Here is a 26,859-nt window from a genome sequence, read left to right as displayed (position 1 = left end):
CCGGGTGTTTCACCGGGCCCCGGCGGGCTCTCACCGGACCCGGTGATGCTTCACCGGACCCCCGCGGACCTCCACCGGACCCGGAGGTGTGCCACCGGGTCCGGCCGGGTCCCCCACGCCTCGGCAGTGGGGGTGTCAGACCTGGGCGCGGCGCTCGATCGCGTCGACGATCTCCGCGAGCGCCTCGTCGACCGGCACCCCGTTCTTCTGCTCGCCGTTGCGGAAGCGGAAGGAGACCGCGCCGGCCGCGATGTCCTCGTCGCCGGCCAGCAGCATGAAGGGGACCTTGGACTTCTGCGCGTTGCGGATCTTCTTCTGCATCCGGTCGTCGGAGGCGTCCACCTCGATCCTGACGCCCAGGGCCCGCGCCTTCTCCGCGAGCTCCTGGAGATAGGACACGTGGGCCTCGGCGATCGGGATGCCGACCACCTGGACCGGTGCCAGCCAGGGGGGGAACGCGCCCGCGTAGTGCTCGACCAGGACGCCGAAGAAGCGCTCGATGGAGCCGAACAGCGCCCGGTGGATCATCACGGGCTGCTGCCGGGAGCCGTCGGCCGCCTGGAACTCCAGGTCGAAGCGCTGCGGCAGGTTGAAGTCGAGCTGGATCGTCGACATCTGCCAGGTCCTGCCGATCGCGTCCCGGGCCTGGACGGAGATCTTGGGGCCGTAGAAGGCCGCGCCGCCCTCGTCGAGGACCAGCTCCAGCCTCTCGGCCTCGGCGACCTCGCGCAGGGTCGCGGTCGCCTCCTCCCAGTCCTCGTCGCTCCCGACGAACTTGACCGGGTCCTTGGTCGACAGCTCCAGGTAGAAGTCGTCCAGGCCGTAGTCGCGGAGCAGGTCGAGCACGAAGCGCAGCAGCGACGTCAGCTCGTCGCGCATCTGCTCGCGGGTGCAGTAGATGTGCGCGTCGTCCTGGGTGAGGCCGCGCACCCGGGTCAGGCCGTGCACCACGCCGGACTTCTCGTAGCGGTAGACCGTGCCGAACTCGAACAGCCGCAGCGGCAGCTCACGGTAGGAACGCCCGCGCGCCTTGAAGATCAGGTTGTGCATCGGGCAGTTCATCGGCTTGAGGTAGTACTTGGCACCCTCCAGCTCCATGGGAGGGAACATGCCGTCGGCGTACCACTCCAGGTGGCCGGAGGTCTCGTACAGCTTCTGCTTGGTGATGTGCGGGGTGTTGACGAAGGAGTACCCGGCCTCCTCGTGGCGGGCGCGCGAGTAGTCCTCCATGGCGCGGCGGATCACGCCGCCCTTGGGGTGGAAGACCGGCAGGCCCGAGCCCAGCTCGTCGGGGAAGGAGAACAGGTCGAGCTCGGCGCCCAGCTTGCGGTGGTCGCGCTTCTCGGCCTCCTCCAGGAGGTGGAGGTACTCGTCCTGCTTCTCGCGCGACTCCCAGGCGGTGCCGTAGATCCGCTGGAGCTGCGGGTTCTTCTCGCTGCCGCGCCAGTAGGCTCCGCCGGAGCGCATGAGCTTGAACGCCGGGATGGAACGGGTGGTCGGCACGTGCGGGCCGCGGCACAGGTCCTTCCAGCGCAGCTCGCCGCTCTTCGCGTCGAGGTTGTCGTAGATGGTCAGCTCCGCGCCGCCCACCTCGACGCTCTCCTCGTCGGCCGCGCCGCCCTTGAGGCCGATCAGCTCCAGCTTGTACGGCTCGGCGGCGAGCTCGGCGGCGGCCTCCTCGTCGGAGACGGGCCTGCGGGAGAAGAGCTGCCCCTGCTTGACGATCTCGCGCATGCGCTTCTCGATGCGCTTGAGGTCCTCGGGGGTGAACGGGTCCTTGACGTCGAAGTCGTAGTAGAAGCCGTTCTCCACCGGCGGGCCGATGCCCAGCCTGGCCTCGGGGAAGATCTCCTGGACGGCCTGGGCCATGACGTGCGCGGTGGAGTGGCGGACGATGGCGCGCCCGTCGGGACTTCCCGCCTCGACCGGCTCGATCACGTCGCCGCCGGCCACCCGGGCGGCGAGATCCTTGAGCTCGCCGTTGGCGCGGGCGGCGACCACGGTGCGCCCGTCCGCCTCCAGCGCCTCGCCGTACGTCGTGCCCTCCGCCACCACACGCGCGGTTCCGGCGAGGGTGATCTGAAGTTCTGGCACGGCGGACACGGTTACTCCCGGGAAGACGTCGTCGGATGTGACGAAAGCTGTAGGGAGTCGATGCTACCGGTGCCGGGGACGCCTTTGCGTGCTCCTCCCCGGGCTTCGCGACACGCCTCGCCCTCGCGTCCCCCCGGTACCGCGCCGGCCCCCCGGGTGCCGCGCCGGTGCTCCCCGGGCCGCGCCGCCCCCGCGATCCCCGGTGGCCCTCCGGCGTACCGCCGGCGTGGCCGCTCTGGCTAGGCTTGGCCGGTGTGAACGCAGCAGCCCAGACCTCCGGCGCGCACGCGGCCGGCATCGCGACCATCACCTCCGGCGGGACCGTGCTCGACACGTGGTTCCCGTCCCCGCAACTGGGTGAGCCCCCCTCCCCCGGCACCGCGCGGCTGACCGGGCAGGAGGCCGCCCGGGAGCTCGGCTCGGGGGTCGCCGCCCTGCTGGGCCCCGACGAGGACCGCGGCGTGGAGGTGGTCGCGGTACGGACCGGCATCGCCGACCTGTCGGAGGCCCCCGCCGACGCGCACGACGTCTACCTGCGCCTGCACCTGCTCTCGGCCCGCCTCGTCCGGCCGCACGGCCAGAACCTGGACGGGCTCTTCGGCCTGCTGAGCAACGTCGTGTGGACCAACCACGGCCCGTGCGCGGTGGAGGGCTTCGAGGAGGTGCGGCTCCGGCTGCGCGCCCGGGGCCAGGTGACCGTCTACGGCGTGGACAAGTTCCCCCGCATGGTCGACTACGTGGTGCCCGGCGGCGTCCGGATCGCCGAGGCCGACCGGGTCCGTCTCGGCGCGCACCTGGCGAGCGGCACGACCGTGATGCACGAGGGGTTCGTCAACTACAACGCCGGGACGCTCGGCGGTTCCATGGTCGAGGGCCGCATCTCGGCGGGCGTCGTCGTGGGCGACGGCTCGGACGTGGGCGGCGGTGCCTCGATCATGGGCACCCTGTCCGGTGGCGGCAAGCAGGTCATCTCCATCGGGCGGCGCTGCCTGCTGGGCGCCAACAGCGGCGTCGGCATCTCCCTGGGCGACGACTGCGTCGTGGAGGCGGGCCTGTACGTGACCGCCGGGACCAAGGTGACCCTGCCCGAGGGGCGGGCGGTCAAGGCCGCCGAGCTCTCCGGCGCCTCGGGGCTGCTGTTCCGGCGCAACTCCACCTCGGGCGCGGTCGAGGCCGTCCCCCGCCAGGGCACGGGCGTGGAGCTCAACAGCGTCCTGCACGCCAACGACTGATCATCGCGACGTCGCACGGAACGCCGGGAGGGCGCGGATGACCGGTCGGCAGGCCGCCGGGAACGCCGGGAACGCCGGGGGTGGCGGGAGCGTGGACACGGCGGCCCGGGTGATGACCGGGCTGTTCGCGCCGCAGGTGCTGGTGATCGCACTGCCCCCGCTGGTGGGGCTGATGGCCGACGGCCCGGCCGGCGCGGCCTGGGGACTGCTGGCCTCGGTCCTGTGCGGCGGCGTCCCGGCCGCGGTGATCCTGGCCGGGGTCCGCTCCGGGCGGCTCGACTCCCACCACCTGGTCGACCGGGCGAGCCGGACCGGGCCGCTGCTGGTGGCGGTCGCCGCGGTGGTCGTCGCGCTGGTGCTGCTGGTCCTGCTGGGCGCGCCCCGGCTCCTGGTGGCGACGGTGACGGCGATGCTGGCCGCGCTCGCGGTGGCGGTCCCGATCACCCTCAGGTGGAAGATCTCCTTCCACGCGGCCGTGTCGGCGGGCACCGTGGTGGTGCTCGCCCGGGTGCTGCCCGCCGTGCCCACCCTGGTCGTGGGCGCGCTGGTGGTGGCGGCGATCTGCTGGGCGCGGGTCCGGCTGACCCATCACACGCCCGCGCAGGTGGTCGCGGGGGCGGTCGTCGGCGCCGGGACGGCCTGGGCCGCCCTGAGCGCCTTCGGCCTCTGAACGGACAGGCCCTTGAGCGAGACCGGCCTCCGAACGGACAGGCCCTTGGGTGAGACCGGTCTCCGAACGGGACCGTCACGTCACGGCGGGTTCCCGGCGGGTCGCCGTGTCAGGACGGGACCGCCGGGAACCCGCGCGTCACAGCAGGCCCTTGAGGAAGTCCCGTGTCCTGCGGTCGCCGGAGGAGTACTCGGCGGCCACGAAGTCGGTGACCCCGGCCTTGGCGAGCGTCTCGATCTGCGCCGACACCGCGTCCTCGTCGCCGACGATCGCCACGTCGGCGGGTCCGGCCGCGCCCTCCCGGTCGAGCACCGCCCGGTACGACGGCAACTGGCCGTAGACCTCGAACCGCTCGGCGGCCAGCGCCCTGGCCGCGTCGACGTCGTCGGTGACGCAGACGGGCAGCGCGCACACGATCCTCGGCGCCGGCCGTCCCGCCGCCCGGGCCGCCTCGGTGACGGCGGGCGCCACGTGCTCGGCCACGGTCTTGGGCCCGGTCATCCACAGCACGGTGCCGTCGGCCACCTCACCGGCCAGCTTCAGCATCCTGGGGGCCAGCGCGGCGATGAGCACGGGCATGTCGTTCGGGCCGGGCGTGCTCAGCGCGAGCTTGCCGGTCAGGGTCTCGCCCTCGAAGTCGGCGCTCTCGCCCCGGACGAGCGGCATCAGGATGGACAGGTACTCGCGCATGTGACGGGCGGGCTTGTCGAAGCTGTAGCCGTACAGGCCCTCGATCACGATCTGGTGCGAGAGCCCGATGCCGAGCGCGAGCCGGCCGTCGAGGGCGGCGTTGGCGGAGAGGGCCTGCTGGGCGAGGGCCGCGGGATGGCGCGGGTAGGTCGGGACGACGGCGGTCCCCAGCTCGATGCCGGGCACCTGGCTTCCGGCCACGGCCAGCGCGGTCAGGGCGTCGAGGCCGAAGATGTGCGACATCCACATGGAGGAGAATCCGTCACCCGCCGCGCGGGCGATGCGCTCCCGCAGTCCTCCGAAGACGTCGGGACCCTTGGGCTCGCTGAGCATCAGTCCGAATCGCATCGCTACCGAACTCCATTCTAGTTGGGTCCGCCCAGTGTAGATCGGGCGCGGCGATCACACACCACCCGGCCACACGACGCCGGGGTGACGCGCGGCCCGGGGACGGCGGGGAGCGCGGACGGCGCCGGAGGCGTCAGGGGAGCTCGGTGAACCGCTCGACCTTCTCGATCCGGCCCGCGATCACGATCACGTCCCCGTAGCCCAGCACGGTCCCGGCGTCGGCGTAGGTGAACTCCTCGTGCTCGCCCTTCACGCAGACCACGGTCACCCCGTACTTGCGGCGAAGGTTGGACTCGCCCAGGGGAACGCCGATGTACTCGCGGGGAGGGCGGGTCTTGACCAGCGCGTAGTCGCCGTCGATCTCCATGTAGTCGAGCATCCGCCCGTTGAGCAGGTGGGCCAGCCGCTCCCCCATGTCGTGCTCGGGCAGGATCACGTGGTGGGCCCCGACCCGCTCCAGGATGCGGCCGTGATCGCGGCTGGTCGCCTTGGCCCAGACGTCCTCGATCTCCAGCTCGACGAGCAGGGACGTGGTCAGGATGCTGGCCTCCAGGTCGGTGCCGATGGCGACGACCGCCCGGTAGAAGTCGGGCACCCCGATCTGCCGCAGCGCCTCGATGTCGGTGGAGTCGGCCACGACCACGTGGGTGAGCTTGGTCGCCATGCTCTGCACCACCTTGGGACGGTTGTCGATGGCGAGCACCTCGGTTCCCCTGCGGCACAGCTCCATCGCCAGGGAGCCGCCGAAACGGCCGAGCCCGACGACCACCACCGGATCGTTCCTTCTGTCAGCCAACGACCGTCCTCTTCCGGGAGTCCCCAGCCGCGGGAATCCGTCCGTCAACGCGAGAAGCCCGGAGGCGGACGTCCGCTTCCAGGCTCCCAACTGCGCACCGCTCGGGCCGCGAGACCCGGATTGCCCTGATTCTACCTCAGGCGAACGTCTCCGGATCGTCGTCGTCCTCCTGAGGCTCCCGGCCGAACCCGCCCTCCCAGGCGTCCTGGCCGGGACCGGCGTCGCCTGCTCCCCCTCCGGCGCCGGCGAGGGTCTCCAGCACCTGGTCGCCGTACTTGGCGAGCTTGTTCTCCCCGATCCCGCTGATCTCGCCGAGCTCCTCCAGGGACGTGGGCATCCGAGTGGCGATCTCACGCAGGGTCGCGTCGTGGAAGATCACGTACGCGGGCACGCCCTGCTCCTTGGCGGTGGCGCCGCGCCAGGCGCGGAGCAGCTCGAACACGCCGGCCGCCTCCTCGGACAGCTCGACCGCCTCGGCCTGGCGTCCGGTGACGGTCCTGGCCGCCTTCGCGGCCTTCGCGGCCCGCGCCGGCCGCTCGGGCTCGCGCCGGAGCGGGACCTGGCGGCGGCGGCCCAGCACCTCGGCGCTCGCCTCGGTCAGCACCAGCGTGCCGTAGTCGCCCTCGACGGCCAGCAGTCCCTGGGCCAGCAACTGGCGCACCACGCCGCGCCATTCGGCCTCGCTCAGCTCCGTGCCGATGCCGAACACCGTCAGGCCGTCGTGGTCGTGCTGGATGACCTTGGCCGTCTTCTTTCCGAGCAGGATGTCGATGATCTGGCCCGCACCGAACTTCTGGCGGCGCTCGCGCATGAGGCGGAACACCGCCGACAGGACCTTCTGCGCGGCGATCGTGCCGTCCCACGCCTCGGGCGGCGACAGGCAGGTGTCGCAGTTGCCGCAGGCCGTGCCCTCCTGGCCGAAGTAGGCCAGCAGTCGCGAGCGGCGGCACTCGACCGCCTCGCAGAGCGCGAGCATGGCGTCCAGGTGGGTGCCCAGGCGGCGGCGGTGGACGTCGTCGCCCTCGGAGGTGTCGATCATCTTGCGCTGCTGGACGACGTCCTGCAGGCCGTAGGCGAGCCAGGCGGTCGAGGGCAGGCCGTCGCGTCCGGCCCGGCCGGTCTCCTGGTAGTAGCCCTCGATGGACTTGGGCAGGTCCAGGTGGGCGACGAACCGCACGTCGGGCTTGTCGATGCCCATGCCGAACGCGATCGTGGCGACCATCACGAGGCCGTCCTCGCGCAGGAACCGCGCCTGGTTGGCGGCCCGGACGCGGGCGTCGAGCCCGGCGTGGTACGGCAGCGCCGGGATGCCGTTCGCCACCAGGAACTCGGCGATCTTCTCGACCGAGTTGCGGGACAGGCAGTAGACGATGCCCGCGTCCCCGGGGTGCTCGGCCCGCAGCAGCTGCAGGAGCTGCCGCTTGGGCTCGTTCTTGGGCACGATGCGGTACTGGATGTTGGGGCGGTCGAAGCTCGCCACGAAGTGACGGGCCCGCTCCAGGTCGAGCCGGGAGGCGATCTCGGCGTGGGTGGCCCTGGTGGCGGTCGCGGTCAGCGCGATGCGCGGCACGTCGGGCCAGCGCTCGTGCAGCGCCGACAGCGCCAGGTAGTCCGGCCTGAAGTCGTGCCCCCACTGGGCCACGCAGTGCGCCTCGTCGATGGCGAACAGCGAGATCACCCCGCTGTCCAGCAGCCGCAGCGTCGCGTCGACCCTCAGTCGCTCCGGGGCCAGGTAGAGCAGGTCCAGCTCGCCCGCGAGGAAGGCCGACTCCACCCGGCGGCGCTCGTCGAGGTCCTGGGTGGAGTTGAGGAAGCCGGCCCGTACGCCGAGCGCGGTGAGGGCGTCCACCTGGTCCTGCATGAGCGCGATGAGCGGTGAGATCACCACCCCGACGCCCTTCCTGACCAGCGCCGGGATCTGGTAGCACAGCGACTTGCCGCCGCCGGTCGGCATGAGCACCAATGCGTCGCCACCGGCCACCACGTGGTCGATGATCTCCTGCTGCCCGGCCCGGAACGAGTCGTAGCCGAAGACGCGCTGCAGGACCCTGGAGGCGTCGCTCACCTCGGGGCCGTTCTCGGGGGAGATCATCGGATCAGTGTACGAGGGATCCTCCCCCGGGCGACGGGGAACCCGAGGTCGACAGGCCGCGGAGGCCGGGATCGGACGCCGCCGGGCGGAGATCGCGGGACGTGCCGCGCGGCCGGGCGAGGACGTGCGACGCCGGGCGGGATCGGCGCGGGGGCGGGGACGCGCGGCGCCGCCGGGAGGCGTGGCCTCCCGGCGGCGCCGGGTCGTCACCGGTCCCGCGGTCGCCCGCGGGTCACCGGTCCGCGGCCGTCACGGGTTGACGTTGATCGTGAAGGTGGACGTGGTGTTCCTGATGTTCTGGAAGTTGTTGCTCATCTGGAGGTTGTTGAAGGTCACCGAGCCGACCGCCGGCCCCTGGTTGGGCTCGGGCAGCTCGTTGGCCCAGATGGCCCAGCCGGACTTGGCGTCGAAGGCGTCGCCGCTCTTGCGGGCCCCGGTGATCGAGACGTTCGTGAAGATCGTGTCCTTGATCGGGTTCTGCGGCTGGTTGCCGACGTAGTTCGTCTGGAACATGATGCCGCCGTAGGTCGGGTCCACGATGTCCACGTTGCTGACGCGGATGCCCTGGAAGACCTTGGAGGCGGAGAACACCCAGATCGCCGGGAAGACCTGCTGGCCCCAGAAGTGACCGCCGGCGCGGACGATCGAGATGTTCTCGAACCGGGTCGGCGGGCTGGCGCCGAAACCGTTCATCGGGTAGCCGAAGTCCAGCGAGCTGATCGTGATGCCCGAGTAGACCAGCGTGTCGGCGATGTAGATGTTGCGGAAGACGTTGTCGTACCCGCCGTAGACCGCGACGCCCGCGGCCCGCCAGGTCAGGATGGAGGTCAGGTTCTCGTAGACGTTGCCCTTCATGTCGGCCCCGCCGGCGTCGATGGCCGAGAACAGCGCGAAGCTGTCGTCGCCGGTCGCCCGGGCCTCGTTGTTGCTGACCAGGTTGTCGGTGCTGCCGTTGGTCATGTTGATGCCGTCGGCGAACATGTTGCGGATCCGCGAGTTCTTGATCGTCACCCGGTCGGTGTTGGCGCCCCAGTAGAGGCAGACCATGTGCTCGTTCCAGATGTTGTCGATCACCACGTCAGCGACGCCTGCGAAGTCGAACACCTTGCCGGGGCCGTCGATGCGCGAGGTGTAGTTGCCGAAGTAGGCGAAGTTCGCGAACGACGAGCCGTTCGCGCTGCCCTCGGCACGGAACCCGATGTCGGTGTTGTCCTGGTTCGAGGGAGCGCGGAACTGGGTGTACCAGGGGCCCGCGCCGACCACCTTGACCGGCTTGCCGTAGACCTGGAACTTGCTGGCGGTCTGGTAGGTGCCCGCCGGCAGGTAGACGCCGACCAGGGTGCCGGTGGTGTCCATCCGGACCCTGTCCAGCGCGTTCTGCACGTCCTGGTGGGTGAACCCGGCCGGGACGGCGTAGCGGGCGGGGTCGGGGTTGGCGACCGGCGCGACCTGCTCGGTGTTGATGAAGTCGATCGCGTACGTGGTGGTGTTGGCCGGGTCCTTCTGCAGCCTGATCCTGCTGCCCGCCGGGACGGTCGTCCCGAGCATGAGATTGGCCTCGTCGTAGATGTGACGCGCCGGGCCCGCGCCGGGCGAGTTGCCGGGGGAGGCCTCGGCGCCGTACAGCCAGGCGTACCTGGACGTCAGGTTGATCGCCTTGAGGAAGGTGTTGTTGACGTAGACGTTCAGCGTGGAGTCGATGCCGCCGCCGCCCGGGGCGTCGGGGATGGAGAAGCGGGTGACCAGGGTGTTGGTGCTGGCCTTGGTGGTGAACTCGACGTAGCTGCCGGTGGTGTTCAGCGTCACCGCCCTGCGGCCCGACGCCTCGCCGGCCACGTCGCCGATGGTGCGGTTCGGGCCGACCACGGCCGCCCCGCCGCCGACCACGGCGTCCTCGGCCTCCAGCATGTCGTAGGGCATGTCGGCGCCCCGGCCGACGAAGAACGGCCGGGTGGAGGTGTTGTTGGCGCGCTTGACCGGGAGCTCGTTGGCGTCGTCGGCCAGGACCGTCCTGACGGTGTACCTGCCGTTGCCGGCCGTCCAGGTGCCGAGGGTGACCGTGCCCGCGGTGGCGCCCGCGGCGATCACGCCGGTGTGGGAGCCGGTCAGCGTCCGCACGACCGTGCCGGACTCGTTGAGCACGGTCAGCGTGATGCCGTGGGCGCCGCCCGCCGAGGCCGCGGTGCCCTGGTTCTTGATCGCCACGGAGAAGGTGACGACGTTGCCCGCCGACGGGTTGCCCGGGGTCCAGCTCGTCGTCGCGACCAGGTCGGCGGTGTCGACGGGCCTGACGACGAGCGGGGAGGAGGCCGAGAAGGTGTTGTTGGACTCGTTCTGCTCGTTGACGCTCCCGCCCTCGTCGACCTTGGCGCTCAGCGGGTAGCTGCCCGCGTCGCGGGGGCCGGCGCTCGCCGAGACCGTGACGGAGGCCCCCGCGGCCAGCGCGCCGACCGCGGCGGTGCCGACCTTGACGGTGCCGAGGTAGAAGTTGACGTTGGTCGCGCCGGAGGCGGCGGTGCCGCCGTTCCTGACCGTCGCCGAGAGCGTGACGGAGTCGGTCTCGACCGGGCTCGCCGGGGACGCGGTCAGGCCGGTGATCGTCAGGTCCGGGTTCGGCGCCGGGGTGCCGAGGACCTGGAACTCCGCGACCTGCCCGGACGGGGCGCCGGAGTTGGAGGTGATCTTCAGCTGGACGTCGGCGGCGGTGCCGGAGACGGGGATCGTCACGGTGTTGGCCGTGGCCGGGTTGAAGGTGTACTGCGCCGCCGGTGACAGGGTGGTGTACCCGCTCGCGCCCTGGCCGCGGCCGAGGACCTCGACGGTCTGGGTGCGGGTGGCCCAGGCGCTGTCGGGGTTGAGCTTCACCACGACCGAGCCGAGGGTGGCGTTCGAGCCCAGGTTCACCGTGAGGGTGGCCGGGTACCCGCCGCCCTCCCAGTAGGTGGCGGTGTTGTTGTCGTTGGCGTTGGCGGCCACGAACGTGAAGGTCGAGGAGGAGGCGCTGATCGGCTTGCCCAGGGCCAGGTTGGTGCCGCCCGGGGTGGAGCCGGTACGGGTCACCGTGTTGCTGTTTGCCGACAGGTTGCCCGCGGCGTCCCTGGCCCTGACGTGGTAGGACACGGTCGCGCCGGCCGGCTGGCTGTCGGTGTAGGTCAGCACGTTGCCCGCCACGCTGGCGCGCAGGGCGTTGCCCGCGTACACCTCGTAGCCGGTCACGCCGACGGCGTCGGTGGAGGCGTTCCAGGTCAGCCTGATCTGCCCGGCGGCGGGCTGGGTGTAGGCCAGGTTCCCCGGCGCGGTCGGCGCCGTGGTGTCACCGCCGCCGCCCTCCGGCCCGTAGATCTCGAGCTCGGAGAGCTGCCCGGCCGGCCATCCGGTGTTGGCGGTGATGTTCAGCCGCACGTACCGGGTGCCGGCCGCGGCGAAGTCGATCGTCACCGTGTTGCCGGTCGCCGGGTTGAAGGTACGGCCCGCGGAGGCGGCGAGGGTGGAGAAGGACGAGCCGTTCGTGCTGCCCTGCACCGACAGGGTCTGGGTCCTGGTGGCCCAGTCCGTCGCCGGCGGCAGCTTCAGCACGACCCTGTTCACGGTGGCCGCCGCCCCGAGGTCCACCTGGACCCACTGCGGGAAGGCGTTGTTGGGGCTCTCCCAGTAGGTGGAGGCGTTTCCGTCGTTGACGTTGCCGGCCACGTACGGGGCGTTGGAGCCGCCGGCCGAGGCCGCCTTGCCCGCCGCCAGGTTGGGGGCGGCGGCCGCCGTGGCCGGTGTGACCGCACCGGCCAGGGCGAGCAGGCTGGTCGCGGCCATCGCCGCCACCAGCCTCAGCGCCAGGTACTGCTTTCTCATTGCGTTCCTCTATCTCTCGTCTGGAACGACGGGACGACGGGAGGCCGTGGCCTCCGTCACGCGACGGGGCGGGCACCGGTCGGGGTGCCGTTCACGAGGCGCGGATCCCCGGGGATGCGGGATCCGGCGGGCGGGTCGGCCGCGCGAGCCGTGGGATCGATCCGCGAGCCTTCCGCGAGCCTTGCCTCGTTCGTCGCCGGGGGGTGCTGGTCGCCGTGTACGCCGGGGGTGCCTGCGGGGGACGGTCGGCGGGACGAGCGGTGCGCAGCGCAACGCTGACAAAAGTTGCGAGCGATGGAGAAGATTTAACATCAGTTTGCAATATTTTTGCATTGCGCTGGCCAAATGTTACATACGTGCTACGGGCGCGTCAACGGTCCGGGACGGGCCGCTTACCGGGTTACGGGGTGGCGTGCGCGACCTCGCCGACCCGCCCGTCCCCGGGCCCGCGGCCCCGTGGCGGAACGGCACGCCAGGTGATCGGGCATACGGCGAAGGCCCCCGGGAACCGGGGGCCTTCGCGGGATTCGGGGCCGGCTCCGAGAACCGGGGACGACTCCGCGAGCCGGGGCCGCCTCAGGAGCCCGGGCCACCACGGGAAGCAGGGACACCACGGGAAGCAGGGACACCCCGGGAACCGGGGACGACGAGCCGGGAGCGGCGGCGCCTACCGCTCGACCAGGCCCAGCCGGTGCGCCGTGGCCGCCGCCTCGCCACGGGAGGCGGCACCCAGCTTGGCGAGGATGTTGGAGACGTGCACGCTGACGGTCTTCGCCGAGATGAACAGCTCGCTCGCTATCTCCCGGTTGCTACGGCCGGCCGCCACCAGGCCCAGCACCTCCTGCTCGCGCGCGGTGAGCCCGAACCCCGCCCCGTGGGCGACCGGGACCGCCCCCGCCGCCCCCGGCTCCTCGGGGATCGCGATCCGTGCCCGCCTGGCCAGCGCGTCGATCGCCGTGAGCAGCGGCGTCGCGCCCAGCCCGGCCGCGAGCCCGGCCGCCCTGGACAGGCTCCGGGCCGCCGCGCCGCGCTCGCCCACCGCCGCGGCGATCTCGGCGGCACCGAGCAGGGCACCGGCCTCGGAATGGGGCTGGCGCAGCGCGGCCCACGCCGAGGCCACCGCGTGCCACGCCTCCAGATCCCGTACACCGTCGAGACGGGCCGCCTCGGCGGCGAAGTGCAGGGCGCAGGCCCGCTGGAGGTCGCCCTCCACGGCGAGCTTCTCCGCCAGCCTCCGCAACCGGGACCCGACCCCCTCGTGCGCCCCGGCCACCCCCGCCACCCCGGTCACCCCCGCCGCTCCGACCACCCCTGCCGCCCCGGTCACCCGGAGGGAGGTCAGCAGAAGGGGCCACGCGTAGCGGGGCGAGGCGGTCAGGTCGTGCCGGTCCAGGGTCCGCTCGACGAGCGCCGCCGCCTCGTCGCCCCGGCCGCGGGCGGCCAGCAGCTCGATCTCCCTGCGCAGGTTGGGCAGGACCGCCTGATCCTTGTGCGCCCCGTGGCGGAATACCGCCCGAGCGGCCGCGATGAGCGCACCGGCCCGGTCCAGGTCACCGCGGGCCAGGGCGATGTCGGTGACCATCCCCTGCAGGGCCGCGCGGAACGGCGCGGGCGGGGCCACCTCCAGGGCGTGCTCGACCACCTCCAGCGCCTCGTCCCAGCGCCCCAGGGAGACCAGCGGCTCGGCCAGGTTGATCGCCAGAAAGGCGCCCGAGGTGCGCGCCAGGCCGTACGCCTCGGCGTCCGCCATGCCCTGGCGGGCGACCTCGGCGGCCCGCTCGTGCCAGCCGGCGCCCTCGAAGGCGTCCGACTCGGAGATGACCACGCGCATCAGCGCCGCGTAGGTGCTGGCCCGCCCGGCGAGCTCCCGCGCCCGCGCGAAGGCCTCGGCCTGGCTCTCCATCCGCGAGTAGCGGCACCTGCCCCAGGTGAGGGTGACGAGCGCGTGGGCCTCGGTGTCGATGTCGCCCACCTGGCGGGCGATGCGCATCGCCTCCTCGGCCAGGGCCTCCTTCTCGGCCCAGTGCTTCGAGTAGCTGAGCACCCGCGCCAGGTTCTCCACGACCTGGGCGCGCAGGGGCGTCGGCGGCTCCGCCGGGACCAGCGCGACGGCGGCGCGCAGATCGTCGCGGGAACCGGTCCGCCCGAGGTCGTACCTGACCAGCCCTCGCTGCCGCAGCAGCCGGGCCGCGCGGATCGGGTCGGCCTCGGTGTCGATCTCGCCCAGCGCCGCCTTGGCCAGCGAGAGGCCCCGCTCGAACTCCCCGGCCAGGTGGGCCACGGTGACGGCCCGCCGGAGCACCTCGAGGTGGTCGGCCCCGATCCGCTCGGCGGCGTCGGGCACCGTCTCCCACAGCTCCAGCACCCTCTCCAGCATCCTCAGCTGCTCGTCGTAGGCGGCGGCCCTCCTGGACGCCGCGGCCGCGCGCCAGGCGCTCATCAGCGCCCACCGGTGGTCGCGCGCGGCGTGCCAGTGGTGGGCCAGCGCGATGGCCCCGCGCGGAGCCGGCAGGAGACCGGGGTCGTTCTCCAGCGCCTCGGCGAAACGGGTGTGCAGGCGGATGCGCTCACCGGGCAGCAGGTCGTGGTGGACGGCCTCGTGGATCAGCGCGTGCCTGAACGCGTACGCCTCGCCCTCCACCACCAGGACGTTGCCCGCCACGGCCGGTCTCAGCAGGCGGGAGAGCTCGGCCTCGCCCGTGCCGGCGACCGCCGCGAGCATCGCGTGCTCGACCCTCGCCCCTCCGGCGGAGGCCAGCCGCAGCAGTTCCCGGGTCTCCTCGGGCAGGCGCTCGACGCTGGCCAGCAGCAGGTCGCGCAGCGACTCCGGCAGGGCCTCGCTCCCGTCCCCGCTGAGCAGCGCCTCGACGAAGAGGGGATTGCCCTCGCTGCGCGCGTAGACCAGGTCCATGTCGGTCTCGGGGACGGCCCCCTGCTCGGCTCCCAGGATGCTCGCGGCCTGCTCGTCCACCTCCCGGCGGCTCAACCTGCCCAGCTCCAGGCGGGTGACCCAGTCGACCCGGCCCAGCTCGGCCAGCAGCGGGCGCAGCGGATGCGTGCGGTGGATCTCGTCGATCCGGTAGGTGACCAGGGTCAGCAGCCGGGCGTCGGCCCGCTGGTAGCGGACCAGGAACGACAGCAGGTCGCGGGTGGAGCGGTCGGCCCAGTGGGCGTCCTCGATGACCAGCACCGTGGGCCGGAGCTCGGCGAGCCCCTCCAGCAGTCCCAGGACGTGCTCGAAGAGCCGGGCGCGCGCCTCGGCGCCCTCCCTCTCCGGCTCGCCGAACTCCGGCAGCAGCCTGGCCAGCCCCCGGGCCGTCCCGCCCGGCAGCAGCGCGGCGACCCCGTCGTGCCCCAGGTCGCGGGCGAGCGAGCGGAGCACCGCGGTGAAGGGCGCGAAGGGCAGGCCCTCGGTGCCGAGCTCCAGGCAGCCGCCGATGAGGACCATCGCCTCGCCCGAGCGCCGGGCGAACTCGCGGACGAGCCGGGTCTTGCCCACCCCGGCCTCACCGCCCACGAACACCGTCGAGGCCGATCCGGCACGGGCCCTGCCGAGAGCGCGCTCCAGGACGGCGAGCTCGGTCGTGCGCCCGATGAACAGGGGGCTTACCGCGTGGGCTCTCACGCTTCCAGGATGGCAGCCCCCACCGACATTCGCGGTGTCCCGGCATCGTCCCTCACGACGTGGATCAGGATGTGGATCAGAGGGTCGCCCGCCCGCCCCGGCGACGGTCACCGCGACACCGGGGCGGGGACGGACGGCGGCCCCCGGGAACGCAAGACCCCCCGGCGGACGTCCGCCGGGGGGTCTTGACCTGGGCCTTGCTAGTGTGGGCGATACTGGGATCGAACCAGTGACCTCTTCGGTGTGAACGAAGCGCTCTCCCGCTGAGCTAATCGCCCGCCCTGTGCGGCGCCTCACGGTGCCGACGTGAAAAACCATACAGCAATCCGGGAGTGCTCGCGAAGCGGTGTTCACCAGAAGAAGGATCTTGAAAACGACACGGCCGGGGGGCAAAGGTCCGAGGATGCATCCGGCGGAGGGCTACGGTGTCATAGCATCGTCCTGATCCGCAGAAGCACCGAACGACCCAGGCTCGACCCGAATCACCCGAGACGCCCCGCCAGGGCGTCGACGGTGACCAAAACGATACGCAAAACCCTTGCAAATACGGCCCTGTTGGTGATGTTTAGCCAGGTAGATGCCCAAATGTCTCGCTGTGATCTGTGTTACAGAAGGGCGTGGAGGCGGAATCTTTCCTACAGGTTCCTTCGTTCCGCGTGATGACTCATGCGGAACGATGCCGTTCAGAGCAGTGAAAGCCCCGAAGAGGGGACCGACGACGAAAAGGTTTGGCTGACGATGAACAGCGCCACCGTCTCTGCCGAGCTAGGCCTTCGGCTTGTGGTCCCCGACCGTACCACCGTCCCCCTCCTCGCCGGCCTGGGCTACACGGCCGGCGACCCGTACGCGATCCGTATGGCCTTTCACGTGGGGAACGACGAGCCGGTCGAGTGGATCTTCGCTCGCGAACTGCTGACGGTCGGCATCGTGCGGCGGGTGGGTGACGGGGACGTGCAGGTGTGGCCGGCCCGCGCCGAGGGCGAGCGCACCCTGCACATCAGCCTCACGTCGCCGTTCGGCCAGGCCCTGTTCGAGGTGCCGCTGGCCCCGCTCACGGAGTTCCTGCACCGGACGTACGAACTGGTCCCCGCGGGGCGCGAGACCGACTTCATGGATCTCGACGCCGAGCTGAGCAACATGCTCTGGAGCTCCTGAACCGCCTCGCCGCGGCTTCGAGGCGTGCCCGCTCCCGGCCCCGTGTACGCCCGCTGCCGCCCGTAGGCCCGCGTGCCGCCGGTCGTACGCCGGTCCCGGGCCTCGGCCGCGCGCCGACCCGGCGCCGCCTCGTGCCGCGACCTCAGGACGGGGAGGCGAGCAGCCGCCGCATCCTGGTGATCTCGATGCCCTGACCGGAGACGACGTCCTTGGCCGTGGCCAGCATGGCCCGGTCGGTTCCCTCGCGGAGCTGGAGCCCCGCCATCGTGACCGCCGCCTCGTGATGGGTGATCATGAGGTTCAGGAAGAGCGTGTCGAAGGCCTTCCCCCTGGCCGTCCGCAACCGGTTCATCTGCTCCAGCGTGACGACGTCGCCGTGACCTCCCTGCCCGGAGTGCCCGTCCCCGCCCGCCTGGCCGCCGGGCGGGCGTCCGGCCGCCCTGAGCCACGAGGTCATGGCGGCGATCTCGGGGCGCTGGGCCGCGACGATCCGTTCGCCGATCCCGCGCACGGCGGGCGAGGAGGCCCGGGACGGCACCAGCCCGGCCATCTCCAGCGCCTGCCGATGATGGGGGATCATGCCCTCGGCGAACCTCACGTCGGCCGCGGTGACCCGCGCCTCGGACGCGCCGAGGCTCTCGCCGGGGCCGGCCGTACGCCCGGCCTCGCCGGGCCCGCCCGGGACGATCACGGGGGCACCGCCCTCGGCGACGAGCGGGACCGGGCCCTTCTCCCCCTCCCCCGCGCATCCGGCGAGTGCCGCTACCAGCATGATCACCGCGATAACCTGACTCGGCACACGCATCCTCCGCATAGCTTCAATAATGGGGCAAGTGGACCGACGTAATGGGGGCATCGTGCGACCGACCGCGGCATTGGGACTGGCAGCGCTACTTCTGGTGGCCGGATGCGGGGCGGATCCGGCCCCCTCGGCTCCACCTGCCACGACCGGCTCGTCCACCGCGGCCGGCTCCGTGGGCAGCCCGAGCCCCGCCGGGCAGGACTCCGGCGCCCCCTCCCCGGGCGTCTCCGGTGACGGCACCCACAGCGCCAACGTCACCCACCTGGCCAATGTCCCGCTCAGCGCGCCGCTCAACGGCCCGCAGGCCTGGGGTACCGACCTGGCCTTCCAGGGGAAGTACGCGTTCGTCGGCAACTTCGACGGTTTCAGCGTCTTCGACATCTCCGACCCGGCCAGTCCCTCGGTGGCCAGCCAGGTGCTCTGCCCCGGCGAGCAGAACGACATCTCGGTGAGCGGGGACCTGCTGTTCCTGTCGATCGACTCGGCCCGGGGCGGCCCCGAGTGCGACGCCCAGCGCGGCGAGCCCGACTCCGACGGCTGGGAGGGCATCCGGATCTTCAACATCAAGGACAAGTCCCACCCGAAGTTCGTCTCGGCGGTCCGCACCGACTGCGGCTCGCACACCCACACCCTCGTCCCCGGCGAGAAGGCCGACCGGGTCTACCTCTACATCTCCTCCCCCGGCCCCGAGCCCATGTCCTCGACCTGCCCGGCCCCGCACAACAAGATCTCCGTGGTCGAGGTGCCGGTCGAGACCCCGGAGAAGGCCAAGGTGGTCTCCAAGCCGGCGCTCTCCGACAGTCCCGGGGAGGACGGTCTGGGCGGCTGCCACGACATCACGGCCTACCCGGAGAAGGACCTGGCCGCCGCCGCCTGCTTCGGCGACGGGTTTCTGCTGGACATCGCCGACCGGGCCGCCCCCAAGGTGCTCCAGCGCGTGAGCGACGAGGAGAACTTCGCCATCTGGCACTCGGCGACGTTCAACAACGACGCCACCAAGGTCGTCTTCGGGGACGAGCTGGGCGGCGGCGTGGCCGCGACGTGCGACTCCGGCACCCCGAAGACCAAGGGCGCCAACGCCATCTACGACCTCGGCCCCGAGCGCAGGCTCGAACTCCGCGGCTACTTCAAGATCCCCAGGGAGCAGGCGTCCGACGAGAACTGCGTCGCGCACAACGGCTCGCTGCTGCCCGTGCCGGGCAAGGACATCATGGTGCAGGCCTGGTACCAGGGCGGGGTGTCCGTCTGGGACTTCACCGACGCGACCGCGCCGAAGGAGATCGGCTTCTTCGAGCGGGGACCGATGGCGGGGGTCGGCGGCTCCTGGTCGGCGTACTACTACAACGGCCACATCTACTCCAGTGACATCACCCGCGGCCTGGACGTGCTCCGCATCGACGACCCGCTGACCGACCCGGCGGCCAAGGTCACGCTCAAGGAGCTGAACGCGCAGACGCAGGTGTCCTACTAGGGGCCTGTACGGGGTCGGGATCGAAGGGATGCGCCCGCGTCTGCCCGCCACCCGGCCCTGACCGCCCGCGCCCCGGCGGCGCGGTCAGGCGGCGCGGTCAGGCCGAGGCGGACGGCACCAGCGGGACGGAGGTGGACTCGCGGACCACCAGGTGGCAGGGGCGCGCGTGGCGGCCGGGCGAGGGTGAGCCGTTGATGGCGGCCAGCAGCATCTCCGCGGCCGCCCGGCCCAGCCCCTCGAGGTTCATGTCGACGCTGGTCAGCGACGGCTGACAGCCCTCGGTCATCACGTCCCAGTTGTCGAAGCCGACCAGCGCCACGTCGCCGGGGACACGCCGGCCGATGGCGCGCAGCGCCTCGGCGACGCCGCGGGCGATCTGGTCGCTGCCGCAGAACACCGCGTCGAACTCCGTCCCGCCCGCCAGCAGGATGCCGACCGCCTGCCGCCCCCATGCCTCGCTCCAGGCTCCGAACAGTGGCGGCGCGGCCGGGGTCAGCCCCGCCTCGGCCAGCCGCTCGCCGACGGCCGCGGCCCGTACCTGGGCCGAGTGGTGGTGTTCGGGCCCGGTGACGTGGGCGATGCGGGTACGGCCGATGGCCAGCAGGTGGTCGAGGGCCTTGTGAGCGCCGCCCGCCTCGTCGGGGACGACCGAGCAGTCGTCGGGGTCGGTCGAGCTGATGAAGGCGTACACCACGGGCACGGGCAGCGCGGATCCGATCGGGGCACGGGCCTGGGTACGCCTGCCGGTGACGATGATGCCGTCCACGCGACGGCTGAGCAGTGTCTTGACGTGGTACTGCTCCCGGATCGGGTCGTCGCGGCCGTCGCACAGGAAGACCGACATCTGGCCGGCGCCGAGCGCGTCCTCGGCACCCATCAGCACCGGGATGCTGAACCGGCCGATCGTGTCGGTCGTGATCATGCCGACCGTGTACGTGCGGCCGGAGTGGAGGCTGCGGGCACCGGCGTTGATCTCGAAGTTCAGCTGCCGGGCGGCCTCCTTGACCCGCATGCGGGTCTCCTCGCGCAGCGACCCCCGGTCGTTGAGGGCTTTGGAGGCCGTGCCCACCGACACGCCGGACAGCGCCGCGACGTCGGCGATGGTGGCGTGACGCTCCGTTTTCCCCATGCTTTCCCCCACTTTCCTTGCATCCTTCCCCCTCCAGTCTAGCGTTCGTTGACGTAGGAGATGTGCCGTTGGTACGGTGAAGGCAATCGTTTTCCTAACTTTCCTAATCTTCCGAGGGAAGACCCATATGACTTTGCCGGGACCCTCCCGTGAGCCCCTGGTCGCGGCCGCTCCCCCGTCGTTCGCGGGCCCGGCCGTCCCCAGCCCCAGCGCGATCGCCGCTCTCTCCCCGCTCAGGACCGTCCAGGTCGTCCTGGACGGAACGGGGCTGCTGGGGCGATGGCGGCGGCGCAACGCCGAGCACACGCTGCCGCACTGCATCGAGCGGCTGGAGAGCAGCGGCAACCTGAACAACCTGCGCATCGCGGCCGGCGAGGCCGAGGGCCGGTTCGCCGGGATGTGGTTCGCGGACTCCGACGTCCACAAGACCCTCGAGGCGGCGGCCTGGGAGCTGGCCGCCGCGAACGCCATCACGGCCACCGCAACCACCGCGAACGCCGCCGAGGCCGTCGGAACGACCGTCGCCGGCGGCCCCGCCGACATCCGCGACGCCCACGACGCCCACGACGCGACCGTCGTCCCCCGGCTGCGGGCCTTCGTCGAGGACACGGCCGCGTTGCTGGCCCGCGCGCAGCAGGCCGACGGCTACCTCGACTCCTACTTCACGGTCGCCGAGCCGGACCAGCGGTGGCTCAAGCCGGTCTGGAGCCACGAGCTGTACTGCGCGGGTCATCTGATCCAGGCCGCCGTGGCCGCCGGCCGGGCCGGAGCCGGTCCCGGGCTGGTCGAGGTCGCCCGCCGCCTCGCCGACCTGCTGGTGGAGCGGTTCGGGGAGGGCGGCGTGCAGGAGGTGTGCGGGCATCCGGAGGTCGAGACCGCGCTGGCCGAGCTCTACCGCTTCACCGGGCACCGCCCCTACCTGGAGCTGGCCGGGCGCTTCTTGGACCTGCGCGGGCGCGGCCTGCTCGAGCACGGCCGGTTCGGTCCCCGTTACCACCAGGACCACGTACCGCTGCGCGAGGCACGGGAGGTGTCCGGGCACGCCGTACGGCAGCTGTACCTGCTGGCGGGCATGGTGGACGTGGCGGTCGAGACCGACGAGCGGGAGCTGCTGGAGGCGGCCGAGCGGCTGTGGGAGGACGCCTTCCACACCCGCACCTACGTCACGGGCGCGCACGGGTCGCGCCATCGCGACGAGGCCTACGGGGATCCGTACGAGCTGCCGCCGGACCGCGCCTACGCCGAGACCTGCGCCTCGATCGCGAGCTTCCACCTCAACTGGCGCCTGCTGCTCGCCACCGGCCACGTCCACTACGCCGACGAGATGGAACGCGTCCTGTACAACGGGATCGCCGCGTCCGTCTCGCAGGACGGCAGGCACTTCTTCTACTCCAACCCGCTGCAGGTGCGCACCGGTCACGTGAACGCGGGCGAGGAGGCGGCCGGGCACCGCCTGCCGTGGTACTCCTGCGCCTGCTGCCCGCCCAACATCGCCCGCCTGATGGCCTCCCTGCCCGGTTACCTGGCCACCGGCGACGCGCGCGGGCTGCAGATCCACCTGTACACCGCGGCGACGATCGACACCGGCGCGGCCAGGGTGACGATGCGCACCGCCTACCCCTGGCGGGGCCGCGTCGAGCTCACCGTGAACGCCGGGGCCGCGGGGACGGCCGAGCCGTGGACGCTCGCGCTGCGCGTCCCGTCCTGGTGCGCCTCCTACGACGTGCTGGTCGACGGCGAGCCGGTGCGGGTCCCCGCCGAGGACGGCTACCTGCGCCTGACCAGGGCGTGGGGGGACGGCACGAGCGTCGTCCTCGACCTGGACATGCCGGTCAGGCAGGTGCGCGCCCACCCGCGCGTGGACGCGGTGCGCGGCTGCGTCGCCCTGGCCCGCGGGCCGCTGGTCTACTGCCTGGAGCAGCACGACCTGCCGCCGGACGTCGTCCTGGAGGACGTGCGCCTGCACCGGGACGGCACGCTCCGGGCCGTCGAGAGCACCGGGAACCCCGAGACCGCCGGCGTACCGATCGTGATCACCGCGTCCGGGTCGGCGCCGGCCGTCACGGACGCGCCGCTGTACGCAGACCGGCGCGGGGCGGAGCCGCCGGCGTCCCCGCTGACGCTCACCGCCGTGCCGTACTTCCTGTGGGGCAACCGGAGCGAGGGCCCGATGCGGGTCTGGATCCCGGTGGCCGACACGCGATGACCGAGTCCCACCCCCCACCCCCTCCACACAGAGTGAGGTAAGGACGTGTTCACCCCCCGAACGAAGCGGACCTCCGCCCTCCTGCTGACCGTCTCACTGTTCACCGGCGGGCTGACGGCGCCGGCCCAGGCCGCGGGCGCCACCCTGACCGTCGACGTCGCCCGGCCGTTCCGCCCGGTCACGCACGTCGCCTCCGGCGGGCTGTACGGCCTGGCGGAGAACGGCAGGCCGGCCGACTCCACGCTGCTGCCGATCAAGGTCAACTCGCTGACCCAGCCCGCTCCCGGCTCGGTCCACCGGCCCAACGGCCAGCCCCCGGGCGGCGACTCGCTGCTGGTCGCGCCGCAGGCCACCCGGGTCGGCGCGGGCGAGTTCATCCGCATGCCCGACATCTACCCCGACTTCCCCTACCGGTGGGTGGGCTGGAACGACTGGCTGGCCAAGGTCACCACCATGGTCAACGCCCGCCTGTCGGCGACCACGGTCACCAACGTGATCGGCTGGGAGCTGTGGAACGAGCCCGACTACACCTGGAACACCGCGGCCGCGGGCAACTTCAACGACGGCTGGACGCGTACCCACCGGGCGGTCCGCGCCCTGGACCCGCTCACCCCGATCGTCGGCCCGAGCACCGCCGTCTACAACCGCTCCTGGATGCAGTCGTTCCTGACCAACGCCAAGAACACCGGTACGCTGCCCGACATCGTCTGCTGGCACGAGCTGCAGGACCCGGCCGGCATCGCCGCGCACATCGCCGACTACCGGGCGCTGGAGGCGTCGCTGGGCATCAGCCCGCGCCGCGTCTCCATCAACGAGTACGCCGCCCCGGCCGAGGTGGACGTGCCCGGCCGGGTCGCCAGCTACGTGGCCAAGTTCGAGCGGGCCGGGGTCGAGTCGGCGCACCGCGCCTTCTGGTACGAGTACGGCACCATGAACGGCCTGGTCGTCGGCAACGACCGGCCGACCGGCACGTGGTGGCTGTACAAGTGGTACGGCGACATGGCCGGCAACATGGTCACGACCACCCCGGGCACCCAGACCGGACTGGACGGCTTCGCCTCCTACGACCCCACCCGGAAGATCGTCAACGTGGTGTTCGGCAACGAGTCGGGCACCAACACCGTCAACGTCACCGGGCTGGCCGCGCTCGGTTCCAGCGTCCGGGTCACGCTGCGCTCGACCCCGTCCAGCGGCAGGTTCACCGCGGTGACGGCGCCGACCACGATCTCCACCACCACCCAGACGGTCAGCGGCGGCCGGATCGGCGTGCCGGTGCCGAACATGTCGGCCACCAGCGCCTACCAGCTGACCGTCGAGCCGGTCGGCGGGGTACCGTCCTACCAGCAACGGTACGAGGCCGAGAACGCCTCGGTGTTCCGCGCCGAGCGGCTGGCCGGCGCGGGCGCGTCGGCCGGTGCCTACGTCGGCCGCATCGACAACTCCGGCACGCCGCGCACGGACAGCTACGTCGACTTCGTGGTCGACGTGCCGGCGGCCCGCCCGTACACGATGACCATCGGTTACGCCAACGGCACCGGCGCCACCGCGACCCAGGGCCTGGCCTGCAACGGCGGCGCCTGGAGCACGGTCAGCTACCCGCCGACCGCGGGGTGGGGGCAGTTCGGGGCCACGGTCTCCACGACCGTCTCCCTGCGTGCGGGCCACAACGTGATCCGCCTGGCCAAGGGCTCGCCGTACTTCGCGGGCGGTACCGGTTACGCCGAGCTGGACTACATCGAGCTCACCTGATCTTCGAGAGGAAATGACCGACATGGCAACTTCCATCCACCGGCGGCGGGGCGTACGCGTCACCCTGGCCGTCGCCGTCGTCGCGACCGGCGCGGCCTCGTGCTCGTCGTCCGGCGGTGACACCGGCGCCAGGCCGTCCTCCGCCGGGAACGCCACCTACACCGTATGGGACCCCTACCCGCAGTTCGACAACGGTTCCGACTGGGTGAAGTTGCTGGGCACGTGCGGCACCCAGGCCGGGGTGAAGGTCGAGCGGACCGGATACGACACCACCGACCTGACCAACAAGGCCCTGCTGGCGGCCCAGCAGGGCAACTCCCCGGACGTGCTGATCGTGGACAACCCGGTGGTCTCGACGCTGGCCGACGCCGGGGTGCTCACCACGACCGAGGAGACCGGGGCCGACACCTCGGCGGTGGCGCCCAACCTGCTGGCGGCCGGGCAGACCGGCGGCAAGACCTACGGCATCCCGATCGGCGCCAACACCCTGGCCCTGTACTACAACAAGGAGGTGCTGGACAAGGCCGGGGTGGACGTGGCCGAGGTGAAGGACTGGGCGTCGCTGACGGCGGCGCTGGAGAAGGTGAAGGCCTCCGGCAAGAAGGGCATCACCTTCTCGGCGATCGGCACCGAGGAGGGCAGCTTCCAGTTCCTGCCCTGGTTCTGGGGCTCGGGCGCGCGGCTCACCACGCTCGACTCCGCCGAGGGCGTGGCCGCGCTGAGTCTGTGGACCGACTGGGTGAAGAAGGGCTACGCCCCCAACTCGGTGATCAACAACACCCAGACGACGAGCTGGCAGGAGTTCGCCACCGGCGACTTCGCCTTCTCCGAGAACGGCACCTGGCAGCTCGCCAACGCCGAGAAGGCCGGCTTCGAGTACGGCATCATCGCCATCCCGGGCAAGGACGGCGGCACCGCGCCCGCACCGACCGGCGGTGAGTTCGTCACCATGCCGGTGCAGTCCGACACCGCCCGCTACACCGCGTCCCAGAAACTGGTGGCCTGCCTCACCAGCACCGACAACGCCCTGGCCACCGACACCACGCTGTCCTACATCGCCGCCACCGAGGCGGTGCAGGCCAAGCAGGTCGCCGCCGACGGGGAGCTGACCGTCTGGGTGGACGCGGTCAAGGCGGCCAAGGGCCGTACCAGCGACGACCTCGGCACCAAGTACCCCAAGATCTCCGAGCGGATGTGGGGTGCGGTGCAGGCAGCGCTGAGCGGGTCGACAACGCCGCAGGAGGCACTCGCCGCGGCACAGGCCGCGGCCGCGAGCGCCACGCAGTAGGCGGGGGACGATGAATCGCCTCACCCAGGCGCGGCACGGCGCCCGTACCGGGGAACGAGCGGCCGACGCTCCGCCCCCGGTGCGGGGCCCGCGGGCGCGCGCGGCGCGGCCGACGGGGAGGACGGGGGGCGTGAAGGCGGCACAGGCCCGGTCGGGGCAGTGGGCGGCGTGGGCGTTCCTCGCGCCGGTCGTGGTGTATCTGCTGCTCTTCTACGCCTACCCGCTGTTCCGCAACGTCGAGCTGAGCCTGCGCGACTACACGGTGCGCTCGTTCGTGCGGGGGGACGCGCCCTTCATCGGGTTCGCCAACTACGCCGAGGTGCTGGGCGATCCGGCCTTCGGGCCCGCGCTGTGGCACACGGTCGTCTTCACCGTGGTGTCGCTGGTCTTCCAGTTCACGATCGGGCTGGCGCTGGCGCTGTTCTTCGCGAAGAACTTCCGGCTGTCGGCCACGTTGCGGGCGCTGTTCCTGGTGCCGTGGCTGCTGCCGCTGATCGTGTCGGCCTCGACCTGGTCGTGGATGCTCAACAGCGACTCCGGCGTGGTCAACGCGGCGCTGTCCTGGGCCGGGGTGGGGCCGGTGAACTGGCTGACCTCGCCGGACTGGTCGCTGTGGTCGGTGACGATCGCCAACATCTGGATCGGCATCCCGTTCAACCTGGTCGTGCTCTACAGCGGGCTGCAGGCGATCCCGACGCAGATCCACGAGGCGGCCGCGCTGGACGGGGCGACCGGCTGGCAGCGCTTCCGGCGCGTGACCTTCCCGCTGCTGCGCCCGGTGTCGGCGATCACGCTGCTGCTCGGGCTGGTCTACACACTGAAGGTGTTCGACATCATCTGGATCATGACCAAGGGAGGGCCGAGCGGCGCCTCCACCACCTTCGCCACCTGGTCCTACCGGCTGGGGTTCGGCAACCTGGTGCCCTCGTTCGGCCCGGGCGCCGCGGTGGGCAACCTGCTCATCGTCATGGCCCTGGTCTTCGGGCTGGTCTACATCCGCGTGCAGCGCAGGCAGGCGGACTCATGAGGCGGCCCTGGTGGAAGACCGTCATCGGGGTGGCACTGACCGCGATCATGCTGTTCCCGGTCTACTGGATGATCAACGTCTCGTTCACCCGGGACGGCGACATGCGGAAGAGCCCGCCCGCCTTCTTCCCTCTCGACGGCACGCTGGACGGCTACCGGGCGGTCCTGGAGCGACAGCTTCCCTACCTGGGGGTCAGCCTGGTCGTCGGACTGGGCACGGTGGCGCTGACCCTCCTGCTGGCCGCCCCGGCCGCGTTCTCACTGTCCCGGCTCCGCCCCCGGGGCGGGACGGCGCTGAGCTTCGTGCTGCTGGTCGCGCAGATGATCCCCTCCATCATCATGGCGATGGGCTTCTACGCCATCTTCCTGTCCGCCGGGGTGCTCAACACCGTGCCGGGACTGATCGTGGCCGACTCCACCCTCGCGGTGCCGTTCGCGGTGCTCGTGCTGACCGCGTTCATGTCAGGCATCCCCGGCGAACTGCTCCAGGCCGCCAGGGTGGACGGTGCCGGCCACCTGCGTACCTTCTGGTCCGTCGTGCTACCGGTCTCGCGCAACTCGCTCATCACCGTGTCGCTGTTCGCCTTCCTGTGGGCCTGGTCGGACTTCGTCTTCGCCTCCACCCTCGACCAGGGCGGCG

Annotated in this window: 17 protein-coding genes and 1 tRNA gene; 9 read left to right on the top strand and 9 right to left on the bottom strand. The window is 71.8% G+C overall.

Annotated features, from left to right (window positions below; translation table 11 throughout):
- Window positions 1-135: 135 nt before the first annotated feature.
- Window positions 136-2,103 carry a threonine--tRNA ligase gene (gene thrS / locus AB0G16_RS20115; RefSeq protein ID WP_362806716.1) on the bottom strand — a complete coding sequence of 656 codons (1,968 nt, stop codon included), beginning with the start codon at window positions 2,101-2,103 and terminating at the stop codon, window positions 136-138.
- 245 nt (window positions 2,104-2,348) lie between these two features.
- Here thrS and dapD point away from each other — a divergent pair, with 245 nt between their 5' ends.
- Window positions 2,349-3,326, top strand: a complete 978-nt coding sequence (gene dapD / locus AB0G16_RS20110) for a 2,3,4,5-tetrahydropyridine-2,6-dicarboxylate N-succinyltransferase (RefSeq protein WP_362806713.1) — start codon at window positions 2,349-2,351, stop codon at window positions 3,324-3,326.
- A gap of 37 nt (window positions 3,327-3,363) precedes the next feature.
- Window positions 3,364-3,996 (top strand): hypothetical protein, encoded by a 633-nt coding sequence (locus tag AB0G16_RS20105; RefSeq protein ID WP_362806710.1) that lies wholly within the window; start codon window positions 3,364-3,366, stop codon window positions 3,994-3,996.
- A gap of 138 nt (window positions 3,997-4,134) precedes the next feature.
- Here the strand turns inward: AB0G16_RS20105 and AB0G16_RS20100 are convergent, their stop codons facing one another.
- From AB0G16_RS20100 to AB0G16_RS20075, 6 genes are all read right to left on the bottom strand, one after another.
- On the bottom strand, window positions 4,135-5,034 hold the full coding sequence (locus AB0G16_RS20100; protein ID WP_362806707.1) for a TIGR03564 family F420-dependent LLM class oxidoreductase: 900 nt from the start codon (window positions 5,032-5,034) through the stop codon (window positions 4,135-4,137).
- A 133-nt stretch (window positions 5,035-5,167) separates the two neighbouring features.
- Window positions 5,168-5,830 (bottom strand): TrkA family potassium uptake protein, encoded by a 663-nt coding sequence (locus AB0G16_RS20095; protein ID WP_362806704.1) that lies wholly within the window; start codon window positions 5,828-5,830, stop codon window positions 5,168-5,170.
- Window positions 5,831-5,966: 136 nt separating this feature from the next.
- Entirely contained in the window at window positions 5,967-7,922 is a 1,956-nt protein-coding gene (gene recQ / locus AB0G16_RS20090) for a DNA helicase RecQ (RefSeq protein WP_362806701.1), read from the bottom strand.
- Between the two features lie 249 nt (window positions 7,923-8,171).
- Window positions 8,172-11,768 carry a discoidin domain-containing protein gene (locus tag AB0G16_RS20085; RefSeq protein ID WP_362806698.1) on the bottom strand — a complete coding sequence of 1,199 codons (3,597 nt, stop codon included), beginning with the start codon at window positions 11,766-11,768 and terminating at the stop codon, window positions 8,172-8,174.
- A gap of 667 nt (window positions 11,769-12,435) precedes the next feature.
- On the bottom strand, window positions 12,436-15,393 hold the full coding sequence (locus tag AB0G16_RS20080) for an AAA family ATPase (RefSeq protein ID WP_362806695.1): 2,958 nt from the start codon (window positions 15,391-15,393) through the stop codon (window positions 12,436-12,438).
- A gap of 206 nt (window positions 15,394-15,599) precedes the next feature.
- Window positions 15,600-15,671 (bottom strand) — tRNA-Val (locus AB0G16_RS20075).
- 460 nt (window positions 15,672-16,131) lie between these two features.
- Between AB0G16_RS20075 and AB0G16_RS20070 the strand changes: the two genes are divergently transcribed.
- Window positions 16,132-16,548 (top strand): SsgA family sporulation/cell division regulator, encoded by a 417-nt coding sequence (locus AB0G16_RS20070; protein WP_344903725.1) that lies wholly within the window; start codon window positions 16,132-16,134, stop codon window positions 16,546-16,548.
- A gap of 142 nt (window positions 16,549-16,690) precedes the next feature.
- Here AB0G16_RS20070 and AB0G16_RS20065 read toward each other — a convergent pair whose 3' ends face one another.
- Window positions 16,691-17,353 (bottom strand): DUF305 domain-containing protein, encoded by a 663-nt coding sequence (locus AB0G16_RS20065; RefSeq protein ID WP_362806859.1) that lies wholly within the window; start codon window positions 17,351-17,353, stop codon window positions 16,691-16,693.
- 52 nt (window positions 17,354-17,405) lie between these two features.
- Here AB0G16_RS20065 and AB0G16_RS20060 point away from each other — a divergent pair, with 52 nt between their 5' ends.
- Window positions 17,406-18,821 carry a hypothetical protein gene (locus tag AB0G16_RS20060; protein ID WP_362806691.1) on the top strand — a complete coding sequence of 472 codons (1,416 nt, stop codon included), beginning with the start codon at window positions 17,406-17,408 and terminating at the stop codon, window positions 18,819-18,821.
- Between the two features lie 97 nt (window positions 18,822-18,918).
- Here the strand turns inward: AB0G16_RS20060 and AB0G16_RS20055 are convergent, their stop codons facing one another.
- Window positions 18,919-19,950: a LacI family DNA-binding transcriptional regulator gene (locus AB0G16_RS20055; RefSeq protein ID WP_362806688.1), complete on the bottom strand. Its 1,032-nt coding sequence runs from the start codon at window positions 19,948-19,950 to the stop codon at window positions 18,919-18,921.
- Between the two features lie 127 nt (window positions 19,951-20,077).
- On the opposite strand from AB0G16_RS20055, the gene AB0G16_RS20050 reads away from it, so the two are divergent.
- The 5 genes from AB0G16_RS20050 to AB0G16_RS20030 form a co-directional block, all read left to right on the top strand.
- Window positions 20,078-22,156 carry a beta-L-arabinofuranosidase domain-containing protein gene (locus AB0G16_RS20050; RefSeq protein ID WP_362806685.1) on the top strand — a complete coding sequence of 693 codons (2,079 nt, stop codon included), beginning with the start codon at window positions 20,078-20,080 and terminating at the stop codon, window positions 22,154-22,156.
- Between the two features lie 45 nt (window positions 22,157-22,201).
- A complete protein-coding gene (locus AB0G16_RS20045; protein ID WP_362806683.1) occupies window positions 22,202-23,905 on the top strand; it encodes a hypothetical protein in 1,704 nt (567 codons plus the stop codon).
- A 22-nt stretch (window positions 23,906-23,927) separates the two neighbouring features.
- Window positions 23,928-25,193 (top strand): sugar ABC transporter substrate-binding protein, encoded by a 1,266-nt coding sequence (locus AB0G16_RS20040; RefSeq protein WP_362806680.1) that lies wholly within the window; start codon window positions 23,928-23,930, stop codon window positions 25,191-25,193.
- 130 nt (window positions 25,194-25,323) lie between these two features.
- Window positions 25,324-26,220 (top strand): sugar ABC transporter permease, encoded by an 897-nt coding sequence (locus tag AB0G16_RS20035; RefSeq protein ID WP_362806677.1) that lies wholly within the window; start codon window positions 25,324-25,326, stop codon window positions 26,218-26,220.
- Window positions 26,217-26,859 (top strand): carbohydrate ABC transporter permease (locus AB0G16_RS20030; protein WP_362806674.1); only part of this gene is annotated, 643 nt, incomplete at its 3' end. The genes AB0G16_RS20035 and AB0G16_RS20030, both read left to right, overlap by 4 nt.

This window comes from Streptosporangium sp. NPDC023615, assembly GCF_040640155.1.
GTDB lineage: Bacteria > Actinomycetota > Actinomycetes > Streptosporangiales > Streptosporangiaceae > Streptosporangium.
This window is presented reverse-complemented; position numbering and strand designations above follow the sequence as displayed.